The organism is Shewanella marisflavi, assembly GCF_002215585.1.
Taxonomy (GTDB): Bacteria; Pseudomonadota; Gammaproteobacteria; order Enterobacterales; family Shewanellaceae; genus Shewanella; species Shewanella marisflavi.
Map to the genome: position 1 here is coordinate 3,454,700 of NZ_CP022272.1, position 21,523 is coordinate 3,476,222.

Consider the following 21,523-nt stretch of genomic DNA (forward strand, 5'->3'; position numbering starts at 1 on the left):
GTTGAACTAGCATAATACAAAAAACAGGGCCCATACCATGTGGCAGGGCCCTGTTTTCTATTTACGCCTATCAGGATTAGGTATTAGCTGGCGCTTTTTAGCGATACAAATTCAGGGTAAGCGTCGATACCACAATCAGAAGCGTCCATTCCATTGTACTCTTCCTCTTCTGTGACGCGGATGCCCATGGTCACTTTCAGCAGATACCAGACGACAAACGATGCACTAAATACCCAAGCAAATATCACCCCTGCGCCATAGAGCTGTCCCAATAAGGTGGCATCGGCGTTTGAGAGCGGCACCAACACCAGACCAAACAGACCTGCCACACCGTGCACCGAAATGGCGCCAACAGGATCATCAATTTTCACTCGGTCAAACATCACGATAGAGAAGACAACCAAGCCACCAGCAACCATGCCGATCACGCCCGCCAACGGCAATGATGGTGATAAGGGATCTGCGGTTATCGCTACCAGGCCAGCCAATGCGCCGTTTAATATCATGGTCAAATCAGCCTTGCCCCACACCATCTTACAGACTATTAGGGCAGACACTGCACCGAAGGCGGCGGCAGAGTTAGTGTTAACAAAGATCTTCGCCACGGCAGAGGCATTCTCGGCATCTGACACCAGTAACTGCGATCCACCGTTAAAGCCGAACCAACCCATCCACAAAATAAACATACCCAAGGTCGCCATCGGCAGGTTAGAGCCAGGAATCGGATTGACCTGTCCATTAGGACCATACTTACCTTTACGAGCACCCAGCAACAACACACCTGAGATAGCCGCAGCGGCACCGGCCATGTGAACAATACCACTACCGGCAAAGTCGACAAATCCAGCTTCCGAGAGGAAGCCGCCACCCCAAGTCCAGTAACCTTCGACAGGATAGATAACCCCAGTCATAACCACTGAGAAGATGAGAAATGCCCACAACTTCATACGCTCGGCAACGGCTCCCGAGACGATAGACATGGCAGTCGCCACAAAAACGACCTGGAAGAAGAAATCCGACTCTAACGCATGGTCAGCATCACTGGCCTGTGAACCAATTAAACTGGCAAACGAGGGTAACCAGCCACCTTCAGCGTTATCCACATACATGATGTTATAGCCCACCACTAGATACATGATGCAGGCGATCGAATAGAGACAAACGTTCTTGGTTAGGATTTCTGTGGTGTTTTTAGAGCGCACCAGGCCGGCTTCCAGCATGGCAAACCCAGCAGCCATCCACATCACCAAGGCGCCAGAAATCAAGAAATAAAAGGTATCGAGCGCGAATCTCAACTCAGATACAGTCGCACCTAGTGCCGTTAACTCTTCCATTGGATATCCCCCTTAAAGTGCTTCGTTATCGAGTTCGCCGGTACGGATACGGATCACCTGATCGAGATCCGTCACGAAAATCTTGCCATCACCTATCTTGCCAGTACGCGCTGCCGCGACGATTGACTCGATAAGGTGATCGACATTTTCAGCCTTGGTCGCAATATCAAGTTTCACCTTAGGCAGAAAATCCACCTGATATTCGGCACCTCGATACAACTCTGTATGACCTTTTTGACGACCGAAACCTTTTACTTCTGTCACCGTCATGCCTTCTATACCCAACCCTGCAATGGCTTCTCGCACATCATCGAGTTTAAATGGCTTAATTATTGCGCTGATTAATTTCATTACCGCCTCCGACTCATCCTAATAATCTTGCTGATGCCAAAGACAATTCAATCATTAGGCCACAATTACAAAACCATAACATTCATGTAGTTATAAATATTTCACCCAAACAACTTGCATATAAATGCACCAATAGGGTGCAGGCATGCATGCGGCGCACAAAAATAGCGCAATCAGGTATTCGACTTATGACGGATTGGTTCGGCGCAATATGCAGGTATGATTGAGTACCCATCAGCCGAGGAGAGCATTATGTTAAAACCACAGGAGTGTGTTCTGATCATTGTGGATGTACAGGGAAAGCTGGCCACCATGATGCATGAGGCCAATGAGCTAGAGGCTAAACTCACTAACCTTATCAAGGCCGCCGAACTGTTCGAGATCCCTATCATCTGGCTGGAACAGATTCCGGATAAACTCGGTGCCACTAGTCCTGAATTAGCGAATTTATTAACACCTCACTATCAGCCTATTGCAAAAGAGCATTTTAGCGGCTGGCATGCAGAGCCTTTCAGGCAAGCCCTACACCAATATGGCAGACCCAAGGTATTGCTTACAGGTATTGAGACCCATATCTGTGTCTATCAGACCTGCCGGGATCTTCTGGATAATCAATACGAGGTGCACCTGGTAACCGACGCGGTTTCATCCAGAACACAAACCAATAAGCAATTAGGCTGTGAGATGATGACGCAGCACGGTGCATTGCTGACCAATAGCGAATCACTATTGTTTGAACTGCAAGCCCATGCCAGTGGCGACAGGTTCAAGGCTCTGCTCAAGATGATAAAGTAGCAACGATATAAAAAAGCCCCGGATAACCGGGGCTTTTACTATGCAGGGGGGATGTATTAGTAAGTTGCTTCGCGCTTCTTAGCTTCAGCATCCCACTTAGGAAGTACATTCTTCTTGAACTCTTCCTTATCGGCATTCATCTTCTTCATGTCCATACCAAGAGCTGCTTGTGCCTTAGCCTTAGTTGAAACATCAGGGATAGCGATTGGTTGCTGAACACCTTTCTTGGCTAGCAGTTGAGCAAGCTTGATACGTGCATCACCCGCTTTATCTACTGCAGTACCGAGTATGCGCAGTGCTTCGTCAGCCGCGTGAGCCGCTACACCGTGAGAGGCAGTAGCATAATCCCAGCGCCACTGTGAATGACGGATATCCATTAAGATAGGCTTCATTTCAGCTTCAGTTGCGCCAGCGTCCCAAGCCGCTTTAGCTTCAAAGTGCGCTTTAACTAACTGAGACTCAGCACGTTCTTTAAGGTCAGCAACTTTAACTTTACGCTCTTTAGTTAAGTTAACCATGAACTCTTTGCTTTGAGAGTGACAAGTCGCACAGGTTTCTTCGAAGCGATCGAATGGGTTACCTACCTTGTGGTCGGTAAACTTACGACCTTCAGCATTCTTAACTTTAGGCATATGACAGTCAGTACAGCTAACGTTGTTCTTACCGTGTACGCCTAGCTGCCAAGTTTCATAACCTGGGTGCTGTGCTTTCAGCATTGGTGTCTTAGACAAAGCATGAGTCCAATCTGCGAACTCCATGTTGTCGTAGTAGACTTCCATCTGCTCAACAGTTGTACCCATATCCCATGGGAACTTCACAAAGCCTTTACGATCTTTAGTCTTCTCGAAGTAGTATTCTACGTGACACTGACCACAAACCATTGACTGCTTGTCTTTCTTAGACGCTTTATCAAATGGTGTGCCTAATGTTGCCATTGCGCGGTCGGCAAATGGACGAGACATACGTAGTTTAGAAGAACCTTTCTCGTGGCAATCTGCACAACCGATAGTATTAGCGATTTCAGCACCGCCTTTGTACCACTTACCAGTGAAGTAGCCATCTTCGCCCTGCTCTTCAATAACGCGAGGCACATCAGGGCTCTTACAAGACCAACATGCCATTGGCATTGGGCCATCTTCAGCAGACTTTGGTGCACCGGTACGAAGCGTGTTACGAACATCAGTCAATGCATACATATGACCACGAGGCGCATTATAATCTTTCGCGAAACCGTAACCTGCCCACAACACAACTAGGCTAGGTACTTCTTCAAGCATATCTACAATTTCTTCGCTTTCAGCAGTGTCATGCCAGCTGTTGTACTGCTTAGAAAACTTATCTTTATAAACTTCATTGCGGGGCTCAGTTTTTTCACTTGCCATTGCGCCAGTAGCCATTAGGCTAGCAGCGACCAAAGCACTTAGTGCAAAGGTTTTAGTCGTTAATGTTCTCACCATCTCATCTCCGTGTTACTTTTTATAGTAGTCTTTATAACCACAACATCTCCAAGGCCAAAGTTAGTCCCTTAAGCCTATTAAAAATATACCCCTTATGGGGTATCCGGGGTAAAACTTGAGGCAGATCATAGTGTGAATGTGTTGTTGGTCACATTTTTGCCACTTTGTTAATTTTATCAGCGACTGCTAAACAAGTAACATAGTCCAAAGTTCCGATTTCTCTCTATAATTTAATGAGTTCTAATACATGAAGAAAGGCAGTCTCACCTCCACAATATTAAGGTTAATGTTAACCCTAATTTTACTTTCCAGTGGACTCGCCACATTCGCTATAGCCAATTTGGCATATAGCCTCGGGGATGCAAGAGCCATCAACGCTTCCGGCTCGCTGCGAATGCAAAGCTACCGCCTGATGTTCTATGCCAACTCTGGCAGTGAAGAGGCAGACGAAAAAATCAAAGAATTTGAAGCCACCCTGCACTCGGATGCCTTAAAACGCTCTCTGGACTGGATGACACCGGATGATCTCTCCTCTCAATACCTGCTAGTAATCGAAAAATGGCAGATGATGAAGCAGTATATTGAAGAGGAAAACAGCCGCCTCTATGTCTCGGCACTAAAAGATTTTGTCGACACCATAGATCTGTTCGTACTGGAAACTGAAGAGTTCGCCGCCTTCAAACTCAAGTTACTGGCGGCCAGCCAGATCTCAGGCCTGGGACTCATGTTATTAATCGCTTTCTTTGCGGTACGCTTTACAAAGCGTAAGGTGGTAACCCCCCTAAATCAGCTGATGGAGTCTGCTAACACCATCTCTAAGGGGGAATTTGATGTCACCATGCCTGATAGTGAATATATCGAGCTCAGCTCCCTCAGCAATGCCCTGGCCAGCAGTGCTAAAGAGCTATCAACTCTGTATAACAATTTGGAAAACCAGGTCAAAGAGAAGACCTTTGCACTGACTCGCGCCAATAATGAATTAACACTCCTTTATGACAACTTGGTGATGCTGCACTCCGGAAAACTGGAGCTCAGCACCCTTAAGCAAGCGCTGAATCAATTGCGAGCGCACGAGCCCAACAGCTTCTTGCGTCTGGTGATCGCTCAAGATGACAAAGAGAAACTCTATATTGATGCTGATGGCGGCTGGCCAGTAGCCTCGCGCAGTCAAACACGTTTCCCGCTAAAATTTGCCGACAACGAACTGGGCTATTTGGAGGTCACTTCGCTTGGGGAGATCAATCATCCGCTCTTTAAAAACTTCGCCATCATGTTGGCCCGCTCTATCGTCATCCATAACTCGGGTGAACAACGCCAGCAATTGGCCTTGATGGAGGAGCGTGGCGTGATCGCTCGCGAGCTACACGATTCTCTGGGTCAGTTACTGTCCTTTCTTAAAATTCAGGTCAACCTGCTCTCCAAGGGACTCGATAATCAATGCCGCAGCCCTCAAGTAGAGGAACAGCTCAAAGAGATCAACGAAGGGGTTAATACCGCTTATGTTCAGTTAAGGGAGCTCCTGTCCACCTTCAGGCTCACCATTAAGGATCCTAACCTCAATCATGCCATTGAGATGATGCTGGATCAGCTCAGGGGACAAACCACCGCCAAGATAACCCTGGAGGACAAGCTACCCATACAGCTTTTGGGTGCACATCAGCATATACATGTCCTGCAGCTCACCCGAGAAGCGACCCTCAATGCCATCAAGCATGCTCAGGCTGATCACATTCATATCTCCTGCACTCGCAGCGGCAACAACGTCAAGATCAGTATCAGTGATGACGGGGTAGGCTTAGAGAAGCTAAAAGAAAGAGATCAACATTTTGGCATAGGAATCATGCATGAACGCGCAAGTCGCCTCTCAGGTGTGGTAGACTTCAGCAGCAATGAGCAGGGGGGAACGACGGTGACCTTGATCTTCCCACCTGAAAAAGAGCCTAGTCAGTAGGGATACTGACGATATAAGATACTAATTGTTAAACAAAACAGACCTCAGTGGAGGCTATACAAATGGGCAAACCCTATTCAGTTTTGGTTGTGGACGATCATCCCCTGTTACGTCGTGGGATCTGTCAACTTATCACCTCTGATTCAGACTTCACTCTCTTTGGTGAAGCAGGCAGCGGCCTAGATGCCCTGTCGGCAATTGCCGAAAACGAACCGGATATCGTACTGTTAGACCTCAACATGAAAGGGATGACAGGGCTAGATACCCTGAACGCTTTGCGTCAGGAAGGAGTGACCAGCCGCATAGTGATCCTTACGGTATCCGATGCGAAGCAGGACGTTATCCGCCTCGTGAGAGCCGGCGCCGATGGTTACCTACTCAAAGATACTGAGCCGGATCTGCTATTGGAGAAACTCAAAAATGCCATGCAGGGTCACCGAGTGATCTCTGATTCGGTTGAGGAGTTTATCTACGAACTGAAAGATGGCGCCGACGAGCAGGACTGGATAGCTAACCTGACGCCAAGAGAACTACAGATCCTCGAGCAGTTGGCCGAAGGCAAGAGCAACCGGGTGATCTCTGAGCAGCTACATATCAGTGAAGGCACGGTTAAAGTCCATGTCAAAAACCTGCTGCGTAAAGCAAATGCCAAGTCACGCACCGAAATGGCGGTACGTTACTTAAACCAATAAACTTGACCTTGCGCGAGTTTATAAAAAAGGCAGCCTAAGGCTGCCTTTTTAGATCTGACCAATAAATCATCGACTCTCATCGATAAAGGCTTGCCAACTACTAAGCGCCGCCTCAAAATCTTCCAAGCCGCAATAGGCCTGAGACTCGCCATCATACAGAGACATAGACTCATCCAGCAGGGTGTCGTCCTCCGTCTCGAGCACGTTGGCAAACACTCTTACCTGCTCTTCATCCAGTTCAATGGACACTGCTTGGCCAATAAAACGCTGCTCTCTAATCTTACCCTGCTGCAATGCCGCTATCGCCTCTTGCACCTGGCCGATTAAGGTCTTGTCTTCGCCCAACTCATCGACAAACCAAAGCCCCATTATCTCGTGATCCATGGTGAATTGGGCTACCAAGGTTCCGGTTAATGTATTGCGGCGAAATTCATATTCCATAAACAGTCTTCCCAAATAATGCTCTGCAAATTTTAAACTAAGAAAAAGACAATTGCAGGAATATCCGCTCGAGCACAGGGTAAACGCCGATAAATTGATCTGCCACTGACGCTAACGCGCAGGCATAAAAAAGGGCGCCTCAGCGCCCTTTAATTAGCTAAATCAAGCTTATTTGGCTGCTTCTTCAGCTGGTACCGCCTTCTCGATAGAAAGTAGTTCCACTTCAAAGATCAGTGTCGAGTTGGCAGGAATGCTACCGGTATCACGGTTACCATAGGCCAGCTCTGAAGGGATAACGAAGCGGTACTTAGCACCCACTGGCATCAGCTGCACGCCTTCGGTCCAACCTGGAATAACGCGGTTTAGCGGGAACTTAGCGCTCTGACCACGAGCGATTGAACTGTCAAATTCGGTGCCATCGATCAGCGTACCCACATAGTGCACTTCAACCGTGTCTTCTGCCGCTGGCTTATCGCCCGTTCCTTCAGTGATCACTTCATACTGCAGACCAGATTCAGTTGTCACCACACCTTCTTTCGCCTTGTTGGCTTCTAGGAAAGCAGCGCTTTCTGCCTGGGCTTTTTCAGCCAATGCAGTCGCTTGTGCCTGACGTTTCTCATTAAGCTGCTCGTCAAGACCTTGCAGTACTGTCTGCATCTCTTCTTCGGTAAGCTTAAGCTCATCGTTCAAACCGTTGCTAAAACCTTGAATGATCAGGCTACGATCCACAGGCAGACCCAACTCTTCCTGCTCTTTAATATGGCCTGACATATATTTACCAATAGACGCGCCGACACTATAGGCTTGCTTCTGCGCCTGAGTCTCGAGTTTGACTTCTGCCGGTTTTGTTGTTTTTTGTTCTTGATTACAGGCAGTTAGACCAACCACCGCCAACGCGACCAGTGACATTTTATAAATCGACTTCATTAAAGCTTCCTCAGCATTTTCTTGTGGTTACAATAACCTTACTCTTCTAAGACGAACCACTTTATACTAGTTAATTAACATATACCAATTACATTGATGAAGTTTCATCTAGAAGGCTGGCGGGGTATTTTTGCCAGCACATGTAATAGCGCTTGAGCTAGAGACAACTAAACCAGGAACAAGTTCATGAGCAAATCCAGCTTGCTGCATTTTTGTACACTGATAGCTTGTACACTCCTGCTGAGTGCCTGCCAGCCAAAGCCTCAGGTCAACAGTATCATCGCCGAGCCCAGCTATGATGCCAGCCTCTCGCCCAATGCCAGCCATCTGCTGGTCAGCACCACCAGTAACAATCTACAACTTTGGGATCTACAAACACAGACACTGAAATACCAATGGCTCCATGGCAGTCAAGGGGGCACAGCCATAGATACCGCTCTATCGGATAACCTAAAGTATGCCGCCTCCCTCAGCCGTGACTCAGTTGCCCTGTGGAACATGGAGGATGGCCAACCCTTGGGATGGTGGTCACTACCTGCCACAGGACAAACCCTGGCACTTGCCAACAATGGCACCTTGCTAATCGGCCTCACCGACGGCAGCGTAATGTCACTCAATCATCAAACCAACACCTTGATTAAATTCCTCGGCCATAGTGAGAAAGTAAACAGCGTGGCTCTCTCGGCCGATGGTCGCTGGGCATTGTCTGGCGGGAATGATAACCAGGTGGTTCTCTGGCAAGCGAATACCGGCCAGCCGCAGCGTCAGTGGCAGCTCCCCAGCCGTGTGCTTCAGGTCAGTCTAAGCCAAGATGCGAGTCTGGCCTTTGCCGCCGACAGTACAGATCAGGCCAAGATCTGGCAGACCCAAAGCGGCGACGCCGTCTCACAACTGAAAATAAAGCGGCGCACAATGAACTTTTCCACCGCACGCTTTACCAATAATAATCTCACCCTACTCACAGGCACCCCGGCTCGAGAAGTGAACGTTTGGCGGGTCACCGATGGAAAAATGCTCGCAAACTGGCAAGTTACCCGCACCGAACGTGCGCAAATCAAGGGCGCCGTTGTATACTCAGTGGCAGAAACCCCCAATGGGCAGATCATCAGCTTCGCCAGCAACGGTTTGCTAGAGACTTGGCCCATGCCACAGCAATAAAGGAACATTTGGTGCAACTAGAACAAAGAATCGAAGATCTCGAGATGAAACTGGCTTTTCAGGACGACACCATAGAGTCACTGAATCAGCAGGTGATCAGACTCAACGATCTTCTTGCCGAGCAGCAGGAAAAATTACGTTTACTGACCAGCAAGCTGTCACAGGTAGAACCCAGCAACATTGCCAGTCAAGCAGAAGAGACACCGCCACCACACTACTAAGGTGTGCGGCGGCCATCGGCGCACCTGAAAGCGTCATGCTCAAAGATGGAAAACCGCTCATAAAGGATTTGAATCTATATGCCAAGTCAGCCAAATGCGTTTGTCAGAGTCATCAAGGGTTATACAGCGCCGCTGCTCACCACCCTAGTCTCACTCTGTCTATCGGGCTGCGCCTTTAACAGTATTTTCATTAGCTACCCTTCACAACTTGCCCCCATCAAGGCAGAACTCGGCAGACAAGCATCACCCGGGCTTTACCATCAGCTCGACGATGCCATCACGGGCCAGGATGGACTCTTATATGCCCAGGAGGCGGGGCGAATCGCACAGATCAGCGGCGACTTTGAAGCCAGCAAGAGCTACTATCAACAGGCGGCAAAAGCCTATGAAAAATTTGATCAACAGGCAGTGCTCAGCGCATCCGATCTGGGAGCAAAGGCCAGCAGCTTGTTCATCAACGACAATGTGATCCCCTACCGTGGTCCGGGCTATGAGCGCATCATGTTGCATCAATATCAGGCCCTCAACTACCTCTTTAGCGGGGACAGTCAAGGTGCTCTGGTGGAAGTCAGGCGCAGTAATGAGCTACAACAAAGCGAGCAGGCCAGATACCAAAAGTCTCAAGCGTCGGTACAGGCGATGGCCAACGGCACCATAGACGCCGAGGTTAATCGACTTGGCCAAGCGGCCGGAACCACTACAAGCTCTTTCTTAAACGCCTATAGTTACTACACCACGGGTCTGCTACATGAGCTATTGGGGGAAGAAAACGATGCCTTTATCGATTATCGTAAGGCCGCTCAAATAGCCCCTGACAACCCTTATCTGCAGCAAGATTTGGTGCGGCTCGCCAAAAAACTGGCCATGCCACAGTATGAGGAGTTTAAGCGCCGTTGGGGCGATGCGCTGCTCGCCAAGCCAGGCCAGGGACAGGTTGTCGTTTTGGTCGAGAGAGGCTTTGTCCCAGAGAAGCAAAGCTTTACCGTACCTTTTCGAATTGATGGTAACTGGCAAACGGCTTCGCTAGCCACCTACCCTCCACAGCGCGCGGCGATGAGTGCCGCGGAGATAGCCGGGTTTGGCACTGTGCTGCGCGCGGCGCCACTCGCCAATATAGATGCCTTAGCCATCACGGCACTTAAAGAGGAACTGCCCAGCGCCTTAATACGACAAGCGGCCAGGGTATACGCTAAGGCAGAGATGGCGCGCAGTGTACGAAGTGAATCTAAGCGGCGCCGGGACGAGTTAGATGCCGGTGCCATAGCCATGCAGATCTTTAACGTGGTCACAGAGCAAGCCGACAGGCGTAGCTGGTTGACTCTGCCAAGGCAGGCACAACTAGCCAGGCGTTATCTGGATGCCGGTCAATATGAGATCCGCATAGGGCAGTCCCAAATGCAAACGATTGACGTAAAAAGCGATAAAACCACATTAATTTGGATAATTGATACTGGTAATTTCACCCGTTTTTATTCAATAATCATCTAATCTAGATAAAGGAATCGGTATTTTTATGAAAAAATTCAACCTCATTTTTATCATTGCAGTGGCTATCGGCCTGGCAGGCTGTCAATCTAAGGTCCAGTACGGTGATGCAACTGAAGTCGAAACCGTCAATGAAAACTTCGGTTCTACCGATCTGCAGGCGATCACCGCCAAGATGGTCGACAGCATGCTGAGTTTCCCACCCGTGGTTGCCATGACAGCCAAAGATCGTCCAATCATCTTTGTCGACAAGATCAAGAACAAGACCTCGGAGCATATCGATACCGAATCGGTAACAGACTCTATCAGCAATAAGCTGTTACGCTCGGGCAAGTTCCGTTTTATCGACATGACTAAGGTCGACGCAGTTCGCAAGCAACTGGATTACCAAAACAATTCAGGCATGGTAGACCCATCGACCGCCATCAACTTCGGCCGTCAAATTGGCGCCCAGTTTATGCTTTACGGCAATCTATCGAGCATCGTCAAGCAAGATGGCAGCACCACAGATGTCTATTACAAGATGACCATGCGTCTAATGGATCTGGAAACGGGTCTGATCGAATGGTCTGACGAAAAAGAGATCCGTAAGACCAAATCTAAGTCTTTCCTCGGCATGTAAGTGAACCTTGTCGAATGAGCCAATAAAAACCAGCCTAGTGCTGGTTTTTTTATGGCGTTCTCTTGCTCAGGCTGGCTTCTACCCTGAAAAACATCACACAATTTCTGCCGATAAATTCTACTGCGCGGCCAAAGAGTCATGTAGAATGAGGCCGCTATTGGCACAGCTAAACATCGCCAGCTTAGCCTTAATAACTAAGTCTTAATGGATAAGCTTTAATGCCTAAGCCTTAATGGATAAGCTTTAATGCCTAAGCCTTACGCCCATCAGTCAGCTAACAAGGACCCATTTTGAAACTGTTTTCGCTTTGCGCTATTAGCCTTACCACTCTTTTGATTAGCGCATGCCAGAGCACGGCCCCCGCCCCTAAGCAGCCCTCGACCAATCAGGACGGTATCAGCGCCACTATTGCCCAGCAGCGAGCGAATCGGGTCAGCGAGGTAAGTTACCAACTCCATCTGGATGTCACCAATGACAGGCAATTAACAGGCGAAACTCAGATCCAGTTTAGGCTTACGGATAACCAGCAGGCATTAAGGCTAGACTTCAAGCAGGCACAGATCAGCAATCTGGTGATCAACGCTCAGAAGCTTTACCCCAATTATGACGGCAACCGACTCCTGATCCCTGCGACGTTACTGCGTAGCGGCAACAACCTGATCAGCCTGCACTTTCGCAAGGCCTATAGCCAGGGCGATCAGGGCTTGATCCAATACCAAGATCCCGCCGATGGTCAACGCTATCTCTATTCGCACTTTCTGCCATCGAGTGCGCAAACCATGATGCCCCAGTTCGATCAACCGGACCTTAGAGCCAGCTACCAGCTCAGTGTACTCGCCCCTAAAGAGTGGCAACTCGCTAGTGCTGCAACGCTGCAAAACAGCCAGGCCCAGGGCGATAATACGCTATGGCAATTTAACCCCAGTTTGCCGGTCAGCCCCCATAACTTCTCACTACTGGCGGGTCCCTACCAAAGCTGGCAGCAAGATAAAGATGGCATCACCTTACAGCTACTGGCACCTCAATCTGTCGCATCACAGATAGAAGCAAATACTTGGTTAACGCAAACCGCTCAGGCCATGAGCTACTATGAGCAGCGTCTGGCGACCCCCTATCCCTTTGGCCATTATACCCAGGCCATAGTCCCCCATCTGCCCTCTGACTTTCGCGCTAGTATGGGGCAAACAAGTTTTAATCTGGCAAGCTTAGCGGCAGCCGTTCCGGGCCGTTTACTTCGACAAGCTCTGGCCGAGCAGTGGCTGGGAAATCTGGTCACCCTAAAATGGTGGGATCAATTCTGGCTAAATCAGAGCCTGGCGCATCTTGTCGCCGATGATGCCGAGACTCAGCTTATCGATAAGCCAATAGAGGCCAGCTTAGCGCTGGATAACTACAGCCGCAGCGCGCCTCAAATAGCGCGGCAGGTCGCCAATAGCCTGGAACTATTTGATGGCAATACAGTGCCAAATCTGAACAAGGCAATCGCTCAGCTTAGCCAGCTTAAATTTATGTTGGGCGAATCCCATTTTTACCAAGGGATAGCTCACTACCTTAAGACCTATCCCCTGCAAAATGCCGATCTGAACGACTTTCTTTTGAGCCTGGAGACTGTCACCAATCAGCCACTCAGCCAGTGGGGACAAGAAGCTTTTATGCGCGCTGGTGTCACTCGCCTAACAACCCGTTTCAGCTGCGAAGGGGGACGCATTAGCCATTTTGATCTCCACCAGCTAAATGGCGGCGCAGCATCTAATAGGGTCAAGCTAGGCTTATTTACCCTGGGGCGCCATGCACTGCATAAGAATCTGGTGTCCGAGGTAACCTATCAGGGTGAGCACACGACGGTGAAACATCTTAATGGCGTGCGCTGCCCGGATCTGGTGTTTAGTAACTATCAGAATAAGGCCTATGTCAGGGTCAAGCTCGATGACACCTCGCTGGAAACGGCGCTGCTGCACCTGAGTAGCCTAGAAGAGCCTGAGCTGCGTCTCATGCTTTGGCAAACCCTATGGGAGTCAGTCCTTGCGGGCGAACTGCCCCTTAACCGCTTTATCGGCAGCAGCCTAATCAACCTGCCCGCTGAGTCCGAGCCTCAGGTGCTTGAGAGCGCTCAAGAGCTGCTGCGTCAGGCCAAGGCGATGCTGGAACAGATGAGCCCTAATCAGCAACGCTATAGCCGGCAGGCTCTCAATGCCATTGCCCAGATGAGCCTGCGACTGACTATCAGCAACAAAGCTCAGCCTGAAGTGCAATCTCTGTGGTTTGACAACTATCTGCACTTTGCCGTCAGTCACCAGGCCAAACGGCATCTGGCGGCGCTGCTCGATGGCAAAGAGCAATTAAGTGGTATCACGCTTACGCCAGAGCGTCGCTGGCAGATGCTGATCCACCTCAATCGTTATGATTACCCAGGTGCCGAGCGACTGGTGCAGCGGGAGAAACAGGCCGATGACTCCAAACTCGCCCAACAGGCCGCGCTGAGCGCTCTGGTCGCCAGACCCAGCGCCAAAGAGAAGCGTCAGTGGTTTGAACGAGTACAGTCTCACACTCAAGAGAGTGATCCACAATTACTGGAAAAATTGACGCTCGTGATGCGTCAGCTCTACCCCAGCGAACAGAAAGCCTTGAGTCAGGCGAGCGCCGAGCAACGTCTCGATGAACTGACGCAGCTGGATAAACGCAACAGCCAAGCCTTTATGCAGCAATATACCCGCTACCTGCTTCCGAGAAGTTGCAACTATGCCAGTGTCGCGCGCCTACAGGCATTGCTGGCACAACCTGAGGGATATAGCCCAACCACCTTGAAGGGGATCAACCAAACCATAGAAGCAGAACAAGAATGTATTCGCGTATTGGAGGCGATGCAGCATCTTCCCTAGACCTATGGCAAAGGATTTTAGGTTATAGTGAAAAGAGCAGCCAGTAGCCTAGTCAACAGGAGAATCCCATGGGCATTTTTCAACTTGCCGCCATCGCCATCATAGGAGCCTTCGCCTTTGCGGCCTTTAAGGAACATAACAAACGTCAGGTCAAAGAGGACAACAGCGAGCTGGATCAACTTAAGGCAGAGATAGATCAGCTCAAGGCTCGTATAGCCACCTTAGAGAAAATCGTCACAGATAAGGCTTATCAGCTAAGGGATGAGATAGATAAGCTCTAGCAGTTAACTGGCAGAGATAAAAAATGCCACCCTAATGGGTGGCATTGTTAGCGACAAGCTTAAACGAACAGATCTTTGATATTCTTCAAGTCGCCCTTACCGCTGGCGATCTCCTCTGGCGACAAGCCAGACACCTCGTGCGGGAATACCAACCAATCTTCAGACTCATGGATAAAATAGTCTGGTTTTAACGACACCGCAGTATTCTTCGGCTTGTAGTATGGGCAGGCAATGCGCACATCTCTCGGCATGTTAAGACGCATCAGCTCAGCCAGCTTCTCTTTCAGGGCGTGGATACTACGGCCCGAATCGAACACATCATCGACAATCAGCAAGCCATCATCAGCGTTAGCGTTCTCGACGATATAATGCAGGCCGTGCACCTTGATCTGTTTGCTCTGTTTGTCCGTGCCTATACCGTAGTAGGAAGAGGTACGCACTGCAATATGATCTGTCTCGACCTTTTTGAAATCAAAATATTCCTGTACCGCGATCCCTATCGGAGCGCCACCACGCCAAATGCCAACAATGAACTGTGGCCTAAAGCCGCTTTCATAAACTTGCGCCGCTAGTCGGAAAGAATCCTCCAGCAGTTCTTGTGCGGTAATAAAGTGTTTATCAGACATCAGGCCGTCCCCATCTTTTTCTATTTGGTCTTTGAAAGGGAGGAAGTAATCCTTTTTCGATTAGGCTTCACCCCAAATGCAGCGTAGCACAAGGGCGGCGTATTGAGTTTCAACACGACAACAAGCAGGGCTACGGGATTTGGAGCTGAATTTTATACTAAAAAAACCAGAGGTGCTGAACTAAATCGTGAAACTTGAACTGGGGATCCATTTTTTTATACCAATCCCCCAAGCAAGTGCTCAGCAATGGCTAGATAAAATGCCTGAAAACAAGGAAAAAACCTTAGATAACGACATTCACAATTGGTGAACAGCCCTATGGAGCATTTAAACAAGCTTAAATTATTACTATGGGCAATAAGGTAAAAAGCCGCCTCGAAGGCGGCTACATCGACTAATTTAGGCTCACGCCGCGGCAATCTTGGGCTCACCCGCCTTAGTTACGGCCGCGTAATGTTTGTCACTTGCCTCACTGAATTCGGTATCCAGTATGGTATCGACATAGTGCCAGTCACTGCGCACCGCCTCTGGAGTAAAGGTCAGCAGCATAAAACCACGGTCCCTTAAGTTGGTGTACTTTAGCCCTTCCACCAGCTCGACCACGCCCGCTTCGGTCACGCCTTGCTGATCCTCACTAATGCCTAAGTAATACTCAAGTCCAGGCGATGAAACTGAGCTGGTCGCGTACTCAACCCCCACCACGTCACCATGACTGTCCTTAAGCTCGTTTGCCCAGGCGTTATGAGTATCCCCGGCAATCACTACCAGGTTTGCCCCCGTCGCCTTTGCCGTGGCCAAGATCACCTCGCGCTCATAGGCATAACCATCCCAGGCATCTAAGTTATAGGGAATAGATGGCATCTGTAACAAGGCCATCACTTCAGGAGTTAGCTTGTGTTGATTACCAATAAGATAACTGTATTCCTGCGCCGTTAGCGTAGGGTCATTCGCCGCCGCGCGGGCCGCCAGCTGAGCCAGAGCCCCAAGTTCGGCATACTGATACACAGACAGCTTCTGCATGGCGATCGCCGCAGGTAACATCATGGTGCCCATCAATACCTGTTGTCCCAGCACCTGCCATTTACCGGTGGCGCTAAGCAGGCTCGCCTGCAACCACTGCAGTTGGTCGGCGCCGAGCAAGGTGCGCTCGCTGCTGGTCACATCCCCCATAAAGCGGGCGCTGTCCATGGCACCTGTGGCCCCGTCCACATAGTCGGCATAATCCAGCTGCTTATCACGCGCCAGCACACGAGTGTCCAACATATGCAGATCGACCAGATCGCCAAAGCTAAAGGAGCGATAGATCTCCTCGTGATTACCTTCACGCCAAGGACGAATTGGCAGCCACTCAAAATAGGCTTGCAGCGCCGCCATCTTACGCAGCTCGAAGTCTCCTTCACCTTCATTATGATTTTCCGCGCCGTCAGACCAAGTATCGTTGGCGACCTCATGGTCATCCCATACGGTGATGAAAGGCACCTTGGCGTGCAGTGTCTGTAAGGCACTGTCGCCACGGTATTGGCCGTAACGGGTACGATAATCGCTTAAGGTAAAGAGTTCACCGGCAGGCAAGACCTCACGGCCAAGCTCGGCAGCATTTTCGCTGGCATAACCCTCGCGAGCATATTCATAGATGTAGTCACCCAGATGCACCACGGCGTCCAGCCCTTCCTGCTCACTCGCCAACTGATAGACATTAAAGTGACCGGCTGGGAAATTAGCACATGACATGACTGCCAGCTTGACCTGCTCGACGGCGCCCTCTGGCAGCGTCTTGGTCATGCCCACATCCGAGGCTTGCTCGCCAGACATGAAGCGATAGTAGTAAGCGGTACCCGAATCCAGGCCGATAGCATCGACTTTCACCGTATAGTCGCGCTCGGCATTAGTGGTCATCTCACCGTTAGAAATCAATTGAGTAAAGCTGGCATCTGTGGCGATCTCCCAGCTGACGTTAATATCGCCATCGACTTCGGGAGTCACTCGGGTCCAGAGGATCACGGCGCTGTGAGTGGGATCGCCACTGGCGACACCGTGCAGAAATTGTACCTTGGCGGCGGTTTCCACCTTATCGTCATCACTGCTCGAACAGCCCATCAAGCCATAGGAGACCACTGCGGCACCGACACCATTGGCCGACATGGCCAAAAAATCCCTGCGAGAATATTTCGTTTTCATTGTTATTCCTTTATTTGAGCCTGTTATCCCTAGCGCCTCTCCCCCACATCATGTGAAGCTGAAAACTCATACTTCGAAAGATAACTGACCTTGTTATTGTTATTCCTGGTAAGAGGTCCAATGACCTTAATTGTCAATTAACAATATTGCAAAATTATTATGGTCACAGCAACAGATAGTTCTAACTAGTCTCACCGGACAAAGCAGCTAAAAATATTAAAAATAGATAAATAATTGGAATGAGGCAGCACATTTTGCCAACCAAAGGCCCCTTACTTCATACAGACTAGAGCATTTATCACAAGCTGTTATGATTAAGCCATCACCATAGTTGAAGGAGTCGACCATGCGAGTTAGCGATATCATGACCACGGAAATCGTGTGTATCAGCGATCAGGCCACGATTAAAGATGCTCACCTGTTAATGAGTAGCCGCGGCGTGCGTCACCTGCCGGTAGTCAGCGAAAATGACGGCGCCTTAGTCGGCATACTGACCCATAAGAAGATGATAGCGACCGTAATGAGCATACTGACCCATTACGGCAATGAAGGGTTAGATCGTCAAGAACGTCGCACCTTAGTGGCCGACATCATGGAAAGGGAATTTCAAAAAGTCACTCTGGATGAGCCCCTGTTAGTCATTGTCGATTACTTTATCGACAACAAGTTGGGCTGCCTGCCTGTGGTAAACGATAGCCATAAGGTGATTGGCATTCTCACTTCATCGGATTTCGTCAAACTCTGCGCCACACTGCTTAAGCAATAGCGCAGACGAAAGCTTAGGCAAGGGCTAAGGCGCGAAATAATGGTTTGGCCATTACGATAGAGCGCGGCCCAAAAAGCTATACCAACAAATAGGCGAATAATGGCGCGCCGACCACCATGGCGATACCAGTAAAGATCATGGTCAGGCTGGCGACAACTCCCTCTTCCCGACCATATTCGGCGGCTTTAGCGGCCCCTACGCCATGAGCACTGGCACCTAAGGCTGCTCCCTTCGCCAAGGGGCTGGAGATCCTGGCGAGCTTAAATACAGGCCCACATAACACCATCCCCAGTACACCCGTCATAAGCACTAATACGGCGGTCAGGTCCGGCACACCACCAAACTCCGTTGTTGCTTCCAGGGCAAATGGCGTCGACACAGATCGCACCAAGAGACTATGTGATAACTCAGGCGGCAGATAGATCACCTGACTCAGTAACCAGGAAGAGAGCAGCCCAACCAGCAACCCGGTCAACACTCCAAGACCCAGAGTCAAAGGGTAACGCCTGATCAACCGGCGCTCTCGGTAGATAGGCAGGGCAAAGGCGATAGTCGCCGGTGCCAGCAACATACTTAAATAATGGTTGTACTCGAAATAAGTTGGTAAGGGGATGGCAAAAAAACCGACCAGAGCCAGCAATATCGCTGGCGTAAGCAGCATAGGCGATAAGTACCAGTAGCCGAAATGCCGATAGAGGCGTTTGCTCACCCCATAGCTGACTAGCGTTGCCAGCAGACAGGCCAGCCCCAAAAGTGAGAGGTGCAAAAAGGAAAACATTCTAGGCTCCCTTAGTCGAGTCAGCGATTGGTCGGCGCAAACGACGCTCATACTTGAACACGCGATCGATCACTAAGCCGGTGAACAACAAAACGCAGCCACTGCCCAGCACTAAGGTACAGAGTAAGCTGACCCCATATTGCTCTAACAAGGGGGCATAATGAATCGAGGCAACCACAGGTGGAATAAAGAAGAGCAGCAACTCACCGAGCAACCAGGCTGCGCCGCGTGCCACGAAGCGCTCAGGTAACCAGTTTAATGCCAACAGAGTCAGCAGCGCCGCCAGACCTATCACACCACTGGGTAATGGCAACGCCAGTCGCGTCACCAACCACTGGGCACCTATAGCCAGCAGAGATAATAATCCGACCTGAAGCGCCAGCTGTAACAGGTTTCGAAAAGAGAGAAGATAAATGGCCATCACATACTCAGCCCAAAAGAAGATAAAGGGATCTTACGCTTGCCATTTAAATAAAAAAAATGAATATTATTTATAAAACCAATTACCAAAAGCTATCTAAAGATGGATATTAAGGCACTACAGTATTTTGTCGACGTGGTGGACTCTGGCGGTTTCAATCGCGCCGCTGAGCGTATCCACCTCAGCCAGCCCGCCCTTTCTAAATCGATAGCCCAGCTAGAAGCCGAACTCGAGCTTCCCCTGCTGACCCGGGGCAAACGAGGAACTAAGGTTCAACTCACCCCCCATGGCGAAGTGGTTTACCGCCATGCGCTGACGCTACTTGCAGCCAAGAGGGCGCTAACAGAAGAGTTGGATAAGCTGAAGGGACTGAGCAAAGGATGCTTGCGACTGGGACTGGCGCCTCTGGGCAGTGCAGAACTATTCGCCCCCATCATCGCCAAGTATCGTCAGGCCTATCCAGAGATTGAAACCCAACTGCTGGTGCGGGGGGGTGTCGAGCAGACCTCGGCACTGCAACAAGGAGAGATAGAACTCGCGACCGGCATTATCGATCTTAAAGAGCAGTACGAAGGAATTGCCATCCACACAGAGCCTATGGTGGTCGTGCTTCCCAGCGAACATACACTGGCTAATCTTAGCGAGATCCCCCTGGGCCAGCTCGACGGCTATGCTCAGATCTTGTTTGAACCAGAGTTTTCCCTGCACGAGATGGTGCTCAACGCCTGTCAAAAATCTGGAGTGACCATCACGCACCCCACTCAGGTGAATCAGCCTGAATTTGGCGTGGCCTTAGTGGCAGCGGGCATTGGCGTGATGTTACTACCTAAATTCATTGCCGAGCGCTACCGCCACCAAGGGGTATGTCTCAAGGCACTGACAGAGACAGATCTCAGTTGGCAGATGAGCCTATTCTGGCGCAAGGATCATAGCCTCTCTTTTGCCGCCCAGGCGATGATAGCGCTGGTGAAACAACATCAGGCCACCAGCCCCTAATAGCCAGGGGGATTCATCCATCAGGCTGTGCAAAGGCAGTACAAAAGCATTGCCTGACAACGCCCGACTGAGTCAGCCCCCAAACATGCCAATTTAGGGGGCTGCAGCCATCTAACTTAAAAACTATTTAAAAAAAATGATACCGCCACACAAGGCAATAACTTAACTTAAGTGTTAGCGACGAATCCGTGAAAAAAGAGACATCACCACCAAGGCTGCCGCCCCCACTAAGACGCCAAACAGCGCATTGAGAAGACTCGGGGTGATCCACGCCAGTACAGGCCCTACCAAGGCAAACTGCTCAACCCAGTGAGCCGCCTGCTCAAAATAGCTACCGATGGCATGCACACCATGGGTCAGGATCCCGCCACCCACCATGAACATAGCGATGGTGCCAACCACGGTCAGCCCCCGCATCAGATAAGGTGCCGCATTGACCAAGGCGCCGCCAAGCTTACGGCCAAATCGTCTAGTTAAGCTATCCCCCTGACGCTGACTCAAATAGAGGCCCGCATCGTCAAGTTTGACGATCCCCGCCACCAAACCATATACCCCAACGGTCATCAGCACGGCGATGACCGCCAGAGTCACTACCTGAGTCATGAAACTACTCTCGGCCACCACGCCTAAGGTAATAGCGATGATCTCGGCAGAGAGCACAAAGTCGGTGCGGATCGCTCCAGCCACCTTCTGCGTCTCAAATGCCTTGAGATCTTCGGCGGCCTTTATCATCTCACTCTCGCTCATGGCAGGCTCATGCTTATGGGTAAGCGAGTGATAGATCTTCTCAAACCCCTCATAACAGAGAAACAGGCCACCAAACATCAGCAGCGGCGTCACCGCCCAAGGAATAAAGGCACTGATCAGTAACGCTGCCGGCACTAAGATACATTTATTGCGCATCGACCCCTTAGCCACAGCCCACACCACAGGCAATTCACGGTCGGCGTTCACCCCTGAAACCTGCTGGGCATTTAACGCCAAATCATCCCCCAGCACGCCCGCGGTTTTACGGGCAGCGACCTTACTCATCAGGGCAACATCATCCAATATTGCTGCGATATCATCCAACAGGCTTAATAGACTCGCGCCAGCCATGCTCTCTCCTTATTCTTTCCAATATCCTTTGCCAGGCCCATTTGCGCGTTATCAAACTTCACAAAG

Annotated in this window: 21 protein-coding genes; 11 read left to right on the forward strand and 10 right to left on the reverse strand. The window is 50.0% G+C overall.

Annotated elements, in window-relative coordinates:
- Positions 1-83 precede the first annotated feature (83 nt).
- Entirely contained in the window at positions 84-1,334 is a 1,251-nt protein-coding gene (locus tag CFF01_RS15270) for an ammonium transporter (protein WP_088905367.1), read from the reverse strand.
- 12 nt (positions 1,335-1,346) lie between these two features.
- Positions 1,347-1,685, reverse strand: coding sequence for a P-II family nitrogen regulator (locus CFF01_RS15275; protein WP_033537934.1), 339 nt, complete (start codon positions 1,683-1,685; stop codon positions 1,347-1,349).
- A 252-nt stretch (positions 1,686-1,937) separates the two neighbouring features.
- On the opposite strand from CFF01_RS15275, the gene CFF01_RS15280 reads away from it, so the two are divergent.
- Positions 1,938-2,480: a hydrolase gene (locus tag CFF01_RS15280; RefSeq protein ID WP_088905368.1), complete on the forward strand. Its 543-nt coding sequence runs from the start codon at positions 1,938-1,940 to the stop codon at positions 2,478-2,480.
- Positions 2,481-2,536: 56 nt separating this feature from the next.
- Here CFF01_RS15280 and nrfA read toward each other — a convergent pair whose 3' ends face one another.
- Positions 2,537-3,937: an ammonia-forming nitrite reductase cytochrome c552 subunit gene (nrfA, locus tag CFF01_RS15285; RefSeq protein WP_088905369.1), complete on the reverse strand. Its 1,401-nt coding sequence runs from the start codon at positions 3,935-3,937 to the stop codon at positions 2,537-2,539.
- Between the two features lie 247 nt (positions 3,938-4,184).
- Here nrfA and narQ point away from each other — a divergent pair, with 247 nt between their 5' ends.
- Together narQ and CFF01_RS15295 are read left to right on the forward strand one after the other, a co-directional pair.
- Complete coding sequence (narQ, locus tag CFF01_RS15290) at positions 4,185-5,888, forward strand: nitrate/nitrite two-component system sensor histidine kinase NarQ (protein WP_033537931.1); 1,704 nt, start codon at positions 4,185-4,187, stop codon at positions 5,886-5,888.
- Positions 5,889-5,950: 62 nt separating this feature from the next.
- The gene (locus CFF01_RS15295) at positions 5,951-6,580 is read left to right on the forward strand and encodes a response regulator (protein WP_033537930.1); all 630 of its coding nucleotides are present in this window, start codon (positions 5,951-5,953) and stop codon (positions 6,578-6,580) included.
- A 66-nt stretch (positions 6,581-6,646) separates the two neighbouring features.
- On the opposite strand, the gene CFF01_RS15300 is transcribed toward CFF01_RS15295, so the two are convergent.
- Together CFF01_RS15300 and fkpA are read right to left on the reverse strand one after the other, a co-directional pair.
- Positions 6,647-7,021, reverse strand: a complete 375-nt coding sequence (locus CFF01_RS15300) for a YacL family protein (RefSeq protein ID WP_088905370.1) — start codon at positions 7,019-7,021, stop codon at positions 6,647-6,649.
- A 168-nt stretch (positions 7,022-7,189) separates the two neighbouring features.
- Positions 7,190-7,948, reverse strand: a complete 759-nt coding sequence (gene fkpA / locus CFF01_RS15305) for an FKBP-type peptidyl-prolyl cis-trans isomerase (protein WP_033537928.1) — start codon at positions 7,946-7,948, stop codon at positions 7,190-7,192.
- Positions 7,949-8,134: 186 nt separating this feature from the next.
- Between fkpA and CFF01_RS15310 the strand changes: the two genes are divergently transcribed.
- From CFF01_RS15310 to CFF01_RS15335, 6 genes are all read left to right on the forward strand, one after another.
- Positions 8,135-9,106 carry a WD40 repeat domain-containing protein gene (locus CFF01_RS15310; protein ID WP_088905371.1) on the forward strand — a complete coding sequence of 324 codons (972 nt, stop codon included), beginning with the start codon at positions 8,135-8,137 and terminating at the stop codon, positions 9,104-9,106.
- 8 nt (positions 9,107-9,114) lie between these two features.
- Entirely contained in the window at positions 9,115-9,327 is a 213-nt protein-coding gene (locus CFF01_RS15315) for a SlyX family protein (protein WP_033537926.1), read from the forward strand.
- 78 nt (positions 9,328-9,405) lie between these two features.
- Complete coding sequence (locus CFF01_RS15320; RefSeq protein ID WP_088905372.1) at positions 9,406-10,815, forward strand: COG3014 family protein; 1,410 nt, start codon at positions 9,406-9,408, stop codon at positions 10,813-10,815.
- 25 nt (positions 10,816-10,840) lie between these two features.
- Positions 10,841-11,434 carry a penicillin-binding protein activator LpoB gene (lpoB, locus tag CFF01_RS15325; RefSeq protein WP_033537925.1) on the forward strand — a complete coding sequence of 198 codons (594 nt, stop codon included), beginning with the start codon at positions 10,841-10,843 and terminating at the stop codon, positions 11,432-11,434.
- A gap of 290 nt (positions 11,435-11,724) precedes the next feature.
- Entirely contained in the window at positions 11,725-14,313 is a 2,589-nt protein-coding gene (locus tag CFF01_RS15330) for an ERAP1-like C-terminal domain-containing protein (RefSeq protein ID WP_088905373.1), read from the forward strand.
- A 68-nt stretch (positions 14,314-14,381) separates the two neighbouring features.
- Positions 14,382-14,594 carry a hypothetical protein gene (locus CFF01_RS15335; RefSeq protein ID WP_033537924.1) on the forward strand — a complete coding sequence of 71 codons (213 nt, stop codon included), beginning with the start codon at positions 14,382-14,384 and terminating at the stop codon, positions 14,592-14,594.
- A gap of 59 nt (positions 14,595-14,653) precedes the next feature.
- On the opposite strand, the gene CFF01_RS15340 is transcribed toward CFF01_RS15335, so the two are convergent.
- Positions 14,654-15,220: a phosphoribosyltransferase gene (locus CFF01_RS15340; protein ID WP_088905374.1), complete on the reverse strand. Its 567-nt coding sequence runs from the start codon at positions 15,218-15,220 to the stop codon at positions 14,654-14,656.
- A 405-nt stretch (positions 15,221-15,625) separates the two neighbouring features.
- Entirely contained in the window at positions 15,626-17,398 is a 1,773-nt protein-coding gene (locus tag CFF01_RS15345) for an alkaline phosphatase D family protein (RefSeq protein WP_088905375.1), read from the reverse strand.
- 346 nt (positions 17,399-17,744) lie between these two features.
- Between CFF01_RS15345 and CFF01_RS15350 the strand changes: the two genes are divergently transcribed.
- On the forward strand, positions 17,745-18,164 hold the full coding sequence (locus tag CFF01_RS15350; RefSeq protein ID WP_088905376.1) for a CBS domain-containing protein: 420 nt from the start codon (positions 17,745-17,747) through the stop codon (positions 18,162-18,164).
- 76 nt (positions 18,165-18,240) lie between these two features.
- Here the strand turns inward: CFF01_RS15350 and CFF01_RS15355 are convergent, their stop codons facing one another.
- Positions 18,241-18,942 carry an LrgB family protein gene (locus CFF01_RS15355; protein WP_088905377.1) on the reverse strand — a complete coding sequence of 234 codons (702 nt, stop codon included), beginning with the start codon at positions 18,940-18,942 and terminating at the stop codon, positions 18,241-18,243.
- A gap of 1 nt (position 18,943) precedes the next feature.
- Positions 18,944-19,363 (reverse strand): CidA/LrgA family protein, encoded by a 420-nt coding sequence (locus tag CFF01_RS15360; RefSeq protein WP_088905378.1) that lies wholly within the window; start codon positions 19,361-19,363, stop codon positions 18,944-18,946.
- A 102-nt stretch (positions 19,364-19,465) separates the two neighbouring features.
- Between CFF01_RS15360 and CFF01_RS15365 the strand changes: the two genes are divergently transcribed.
- Positions 19,466-20,359, forward strand: coding sequence for a LysR substrate-binding domain-containing protein (locus tag CFF01_RS15365; protein WP_088905379.1), 894 nt, complete (start codon positions 19,466-19,468; stop codon positions 20,357-20,359).
- 174 nt (positions 20,360-20,533) lie between these two features.
- Here CFF01_RS15365 and CFF01_RS15370 read toward each other — a convergent pair whose 3' ends face one another.
- Positions 20,534-21,457 (reverse strand): DUF808 domain-containing protein, encoded by a 924-nt coding sequence (locus CFF01_RS15370; RefSeq protein ID WP_088905380.1) that lies wholly within the window; start codon positions 21,455-21,457, stop codon positions 20,534-20,536.
- Between the last annotated feature and the right edge of the window lie 66 nt (positions 21,458-21,523).

Excerpts from the sequence above, each read along its gene's own strand:
- CFF01_RS15270 (WP_088905367.1), bottom strand. The coding sequence starts at position 1,334 with ATGGAAGAGTTAACGGCACTAGGTGCGACTGTATCTGAGTTGAGATTC.
- CFF01_RS15275 (WP_033537934.1), bottom strand. The coding sequence starts at position 1,685 with ATGAAATTAATCAGCGCAATAATTAAGCCATTTAAACTCGATGATGTG.
- CFF01_RS15280 (WP_088905368.1), top strand. The coding sequence starts at position 1,938 with ATGTTAAAACCACAGGAGTGTGTTCTGATCATTGTGGATGTACAGGGA.
- nrfA (WP_088905369.1), bottom strand. The coding sequence starts at position 3,937 with ATGGTGAGAACATTAACGACTAAAACCTTTGCACTAAGTGCTTTGGTC.
- narQ (WP_033537931.1), top strand. The coding sequence starts at position 4,185 with ATGAAGAAAGGCAGTCTCACCTCCACAATATTAAGGTTAATGTTAACC.
- CFF01_RS15295 (WP_033537930.1), top strand. The coding sequence starts at position 5,951 with ATGGGCAAACCCTATTCAGTTTTGGTTGTGGACGATCATCCCCTGTTA.
- CFF01_RS15300 (WP_088905370.1), bottom strand. The coding sequence starts at position 7,021 with ATGGAATATGAATTTCGCCGCAATACATTAACCGGAACCTTGGTAGCC.
- fkpA (WP_033537928.1), bottom strand. The coding sequence starts at position 7,948 with ATGAAGTCGATTTATAAAATGTCACTGGTCGCGTTGGCGGTGGTTGGT.
- CFF01_RS15310 (WP_088905371.1), top strand. The coding sequence starts at position 8,135 with ATGAGCAAATCCAGCTTGCTGCATTTTTGTACACTGATAGCTTGTACA.
- CFF01_RS15320 (WP_088905372.1), top strand. The coding sequence starts at position 9,406 with ATGCCAAGTCAGCCAAATGCGTTTGTCAGAGTCATCAAGGGTTATACA.
- lpoB (WP_033537925.1), top strand. The coding sequence starts at position 10,841 with ATGAAAAAATTCAACCTCATTTTTATCATTGCAGTGGCTATCGGCCTG.
- CFF01_RS15335 (WP_033537924.1), top strand. The coding sequence starts at position 14,382 with ATGGGCATTTTTCAACTTGCCGCCATCGCCATCATAGGAGCCTTCGCC.
- CFF01_RS15340 (WP_088905374.1), bottom strand. The coding sequence starts at position 15,220 with ATGTCTGATAAACACTTTATTACCGCACAAGAACTGCTGGAGGATTCT.
- CFF01_RS15345 (WP_088905375.1), bottom strand. The coding sequence starts at position 17,398 with ATGAAAACGAAATATTCTCGCAGGGATTTTTTGGCCATGTCGGCCAAT.
- CFF01_RS15350 (WP_088905376.1), top strand. The coding sequence starts at position 17,745 with ATGCGAGTTAGCGATATCATGACCACGGAAATCGTGTGTATCAGCGAT.
- CFF01_RS15355 (WP_088905377.1), bottom strand. The coding sequence starts at position 18,942 with ATGTTTTCCTTTTTGCACCTCTCACTTTTGGGGCTGGCCTGTCTGCTG.
- CFF01_RS15360 (WP_088905378.1), bottom strand. The coding sequence starts at position 19,363 with ATGGCCATTTATCTTCTCTCTTTTCGAAACCTGTTACAGCTGGCGCTT.
- CFF01_RS15365 (WP_088905379.1), top strand. The coding sequence starts at position 19,466 with ATGGATATTAAGGCACTACAGTATTTTGTCGACGTGGTGGACTCTGGC.
- CFF01_RS15370 (WP_088905380.1), bottom strand. The coding sequence starts at position 21,457 with ATGGCTGGCGCGAGTCTATTAAGCCTGTTGGATGATATCGCAGCAATA.